Below are 4,773 nucleotides of genomic sequence, written 5' to 3' on the forward strand. Positions count from 1 at the left end.
GGTAATCCTCCCAAAAAATAATAACACCTAAAAGTAGAAACTAACTGCTAAAATACTAGCAGGAGATTTCGACATGAAAAAATCAAGATTTACCGACACACAGATTGTTAACATACTCAAACAAGCAGAACAAGGCGTACCCGTCAGTGACATATTACGTGAACACAATATAAGTCAGAGCACCTTCTATAAATGGAGGAGCAAATACGGTGGTATGGATGCCTCACTCATTACCCGTCTTAAAGAATTAGAAGCTGAGAACGCTCGCTTAAAGAAGATGTACGCTGAAGAGCGTCTAAAATCAGACATCTTACAGGATGCCATGTCAAAAAAGTGGTAGCGCCGTCTAGGCGCAAAGAGCTTGCTGAGCATTACATCAAAGCCAGAGCCATTAGCGTACGCTTGGCCTGTCTGATCTTTAACATCAGCATAACCTGCTATTACTATCAGCCAAAGACAGCGGATGATAATGAGCAAATAGCCAAGCTGTTGATTAATCTGACAAACGACCATAAAAACTGGGGCTTTAAGCTATGCTTTCTATACTTAAGAAATGTACTCAGACTACCTTACAACCATAAGCGTGTTTATCGTATCTACCGTGAGCTTGAATTAAACTTAAGAATAAAGCCTAAACGCCGTATTAAGCGAGACAAACCACAAAAGCTTGCTGTACCAACTCATATCAATCAAAGCTGGAGCATGGACTTTATGCACGATGCTTTAACCGATGGTAGAGCCATTAGACTCTTTAACGTCATTGATGACTTTAATCGTGAAGCATTAACCATAGAGGTCGACTTCTCACTACCAGCTCAAAGAGTCATACGCAGTTTAAATCAGCTAATAGAATGCCGTGGCAAACCTGATCAAATCAGGTGTGATAATGGCCCTGAATATATCAGCAATGATTTAAAAGACTGGGCAACTGAGCAAGGTATTGTTATCGAATACATTGAGCCTGGCAATCCTCAGCAAAATGCTTATGTAGAGCGCTTTAATAAAACAGTTCGTTATGATTGGCTTAATCAGGAGTTGTTTAATAGTTTAGAGCAAGTGAGACAGCAGGCTGAGGCTTGGCTCAATCACTATAATAACGAGAGACCCAATATGGGTAATGGTGGCTTTACGCCGATTCAGAAACTTAATATGGCAGCTTAGTTCTACTTATTTAGTGTTTTAAATATGGGGGTATTTCCCATCAAATAGTACGACGCATGGCTAAATTGTCTAAAATAGTCTCAGCATCACTCCAACGAGTAGATGAATTCTTAGCACCTAATAAGACGATAATAGCAGGACGATTATTCACACGCGTTTCCATAACAACGCATTTACCCGCTTCATTAATAAACCCAGTTTTAGATATACCTATAGGATAATTACCATCCCGAACCAAATAACTTGTATTGCGAGCAGGATAGCTGCGATTGCCAGCTGAGTAATTAGCAACAAAGAAATTATAATTTTTAGTTGTTGAGAAACGGCGAATAACTTCGTATTGACCCGCAGCTGTCACCATTTTTACCAAATCGGCAGGGGAAGCTACGTTACGTTTATCTAAACCTGTAGGATCACCAAAGAAAGCACTGTTCATACCTAGTGAACGAGCTTTAGCATTCATAGCGCGCATAAAGGCATCATAACCACCAGGATAATGCCTCGCTAAAGTTTTAGCAGCAGGATTTTCAGACTTCATTAAAGTCATTAATAATAACTCTGCACGGTTCATACGGTCACCCGCTTTTAAACGAGAACTGGCACGCTTTGGACCTACAAAGTCAATAGGATCAAGTTTGATTTCTTCTCTCATATCTTGACCTGCATCAAGCACTACCATAGCCGTCATAAGCTTAGTAATGGATGCAATGGGACGCGCAATATTAGCATTTTTTTCATACAAAGGTAATCCAGTTTCTACATCCATTACAATAACGCCGCGCGAACCTGTGGAGATAGGAAGACTGTATGAATAATTGAAATTTGAACCGTATGAATTATTAGAAGGGGTATTAAAGTTTAAACTACCATTATCTATTCTTCTGACACCACTATTAGTGTTCGAATACATAATGTTTCGCGCCTCTGACAGGCCACCTGCATTGCCCCAACTAATTTTAGCGGTACCAGGCTCAGAAATAGTAAGAGCTGCGGTAGAAGCAGTACTAGCGGTCCCAAGACCTAACGCGATGCAGACGAAAATATGTGATTTCTTTAAAGGCTTAGTGATTTTCATAATCATCCCATTTGGTCAAAAGGTAGTTATAATTAAAAACAATAAAAGTATAGATATTAATTTAAAAAAACAGATAAAGAATAAACCTAAAGTTTACGACTATCTAAATCTTTATGACTATCTAGATTATTACAACAATATCTTTAATGCATTTAATAAAAAAAACATAATAAGATTGTACAAGTTTTAATACAGTATAATAATCGAATTCTAATCTTATAGTTATATTAATTTGATAAAGTTATTAATTAAAAACAGATATGTCATTATCAAAACAATCAAACACTAATTTGATTCACAAGTGTTTAAAATTAAAATATTTACTATGATATAGTTTGTTATATTTATGATATCACCATTTATATTTCAGGTTAAGAACTAAATGAATGGTTTAGCACCTCCTTAAGTTGTTTTGTCAATTTAAAACAAAGTATTTACGATGTAGCAACATTTATTTATATAAATATAAAATCAGTTAAAAACAGTTTAAATCACTTAGGATAGATTTACATGATAAAAGTTTTAGTGGTTGATGATCATGATTTAGTAAGAATGGGTATTAGTCGGATGCTTGCTGATGACAATTATATAGAGGTTATTGGCGAAGCTGACAGTGGAGAAAGCGCTATTCAGATGGTCAAATCTATGTCTCCTGATGTGGTATTGCTTGATGTAAATATGCCCAATATAGGCGGTGTTGAAACAACTAAAAGGCTTAGACAGTTTGATAATAATGTTAAAATATTGGCAGTTAGTAGTGTCTCAACACAGCCCTATCCTTCTATGTTATTAAAAGCTGGCGTGAACGGTTACATAACCAAAGGCACACCACTTGATGAAATGATTAGAGCCATTAAAAAGATTTATAAGGGGAATAAATACTTTAGTAGTGATGTTGCTGAACAATTAGCGGATATGCTACTAACGGATAGTGAAGAATCACCTTTTGATAGATTAAGCGAACGTGAAAAACAAGTTGCTATGATGGTAGTCAATTGCCAAAGTCCTCAGCAAATTGCCGACCAATTGTTCGTCAGTGTTAAAACAGTTAATACGTATAGATATCGCATATTTGAAAAAGTTGGTGTCGATAGTGATGTGAAGTTAACCCATTTAGCCATGCGACACGGATTGATAGCTCCGTAACTTTAATAGCTTAATAGCTTTATATTGATAGCCTATAAACTTTAAGTACTTCATAAAAGTAGTAACGCCTAGCCTTAATTGCTTTTAGGAGCCCATCCTGAATTCTGTGTAACTGCAATTTAGATTAAATGCTTACTAACACGCTCATCGAACATAATCATAAATCGATTAAGAGCAGACGTCCAGTTACGGATGGGCATCGACCACTTTTTAGACGCCTGCTGAGTCGCTAGATAAACAACCTTTAACGCCGCTTGATCAGATGGGAATATCTTACGCTTATTCACAGCGGTACGAATCACGCTATTTAATGACTCGATAGCATTGGTCGTATAAATGGCTTTTCTAATGTCTTTCGGGTAATCAAAGAACACGGTTAAGCCCTCCCAATTATTGCGCCAAGAGGTAACCACATGCGGGTATTTATCGCCCCAGATCTCATTAAACTGCTCAAGGCTAGCCTCTGCCAGCTCAAGCGTATCAGCACCATAAACCGCCTTTAAACCAGCCGCTACTTTTTTTCTATCTTTCCATGGTACAAACTTCATAGAGTAACGTACCATATGCACAATACATAGCTGAACCTGTGTGTTTGGATATACCGTATTAATTGCCTCGCTAAAGCCTTTTAAACCATCCACACAGGCAATAAGAATATCTTGAACCCCACGGTTTTGTAGTTCAGTGAGAATACCTAGCCAGAACTTAGCGCCTTCATTCTCCGATAGCCACATACCCAGTAGCTCCTTTTTGCCCTCAAGATTGACGCCTAAGGCCAGATAGATGGCTTTATTAATGATTTGCTTGTCTTGACGTACTTTAACGACAATGCAGTCTAAATATACGATAGGATATAAGCTACTTAGTGGACGATTCTGCCATGCTGTGATGTCATCTATGATGTTGTCAGTAACCCTTGATACGAGACTGGTTGAGATATCAACGTCATAGATATCTTTGATACTCTCAACAATCTCAGTGGTTGTCTGGCCTTTGGCGTAAAACATGATGATTTTATCATCGAGCCCAGTGATACGAGTTTGATGCTTTGCAACCAATACAGGATCAAAGCTTCCTTCACGGTCTCTGGGTGTAGATACTTCAATCTCACCTGTGTCACTGCGCACTGTCTTTTTGGTGTGACCGTTGCGCTTGTTTGGGGTATCCGCCTTTTCATGCTTAGGATAGCCTAGATGCTCTTCCATCTCGGCTTCTAATGCAGTGTCAATAAATGACTGCATGAGCTCTTTTTGAAATGCTTTGATGTCTTCAAAGCTGCCAACGTGTTTGGCCATTTGTTCGGCTAGTTTTTTTAGTTCTGTTTGTTTTGTCATTGCTTATTCTCCTTTACTATGGATTATAAGCAGTTACACAAAGTTTGGGAAAGTCTC

General features: G+C 38.0%; 4 protein-coding genes. 2 read left to right on the forward strand and 2 right to left on the reverse strand.

Going from position 1 to position 4,773, the window contains the following annotated elements:
• Positions 1-73 precede the first annotated feature (73 nt).
• A protein-coding gene (locus AC2SLP_RS11905) for an IS3 family transposase (protein ID WP_486535860.1) occupies positions 74-1,161 on the forward strand; the annotation gives its coding sequence in 2 pieces (ribosomal slippage) (positions 74-326 and positions 326-1,161; 1,089 coding nt in all).
• Between the two features lie 40 nt (positions 1,162-1,201).
• On the opposite strand, the gene AC2SLP_RS11910 is transcribed toward AC2SLP_RS11905, so the two are convergent.
• Positions 1,202-2,236: a serine hydrolase gene (locus tag AC2SLP_RS11910; protein WP_486536844.1), complete on the reverse strand. Its 1,035-nt coding sequence runs from the start codon at positions 2,234-2,236 to the stop codon at positions 1,202-1,204.
• A gap of 510 nt (positions 2,237-2,746) precedes the next feature.
• On the opposite strand from AC2SLP_RS11910, the gene AC2SLP_RS11915 reads away from it, so the two are divergent.
• Positions 2,747-3,382, forward strand: coding sequence for a response regulator (locus AC2SLP_RS11915; protein WP_486536845.1), 636 nt, complete (start codon positions 2,747-2,749; stop codon positions 3,380-3,382).
• Positions 3,383-3,501: 119 nt separating this feature from the next.
• Here the strand turns inward: AC2SLP_RS11915 and AC2SLP_RS11920 are convergent, their stop codons facing one another.
• A complete protein-coding gene (locus AC2SLP_RS11920; protein ID WP_486535535.1) occupies positions 3,502-4,716 on the reverse strand; it encodes an IS256 family transposase in 1,215 nt (404 codons plus the stop codon).
• Positions 4,717-4,773 lie beyond the last annotated feature (57 nt).

This window comes from Psychrobacter sp. CX21 (assembly GCF_057396255.1).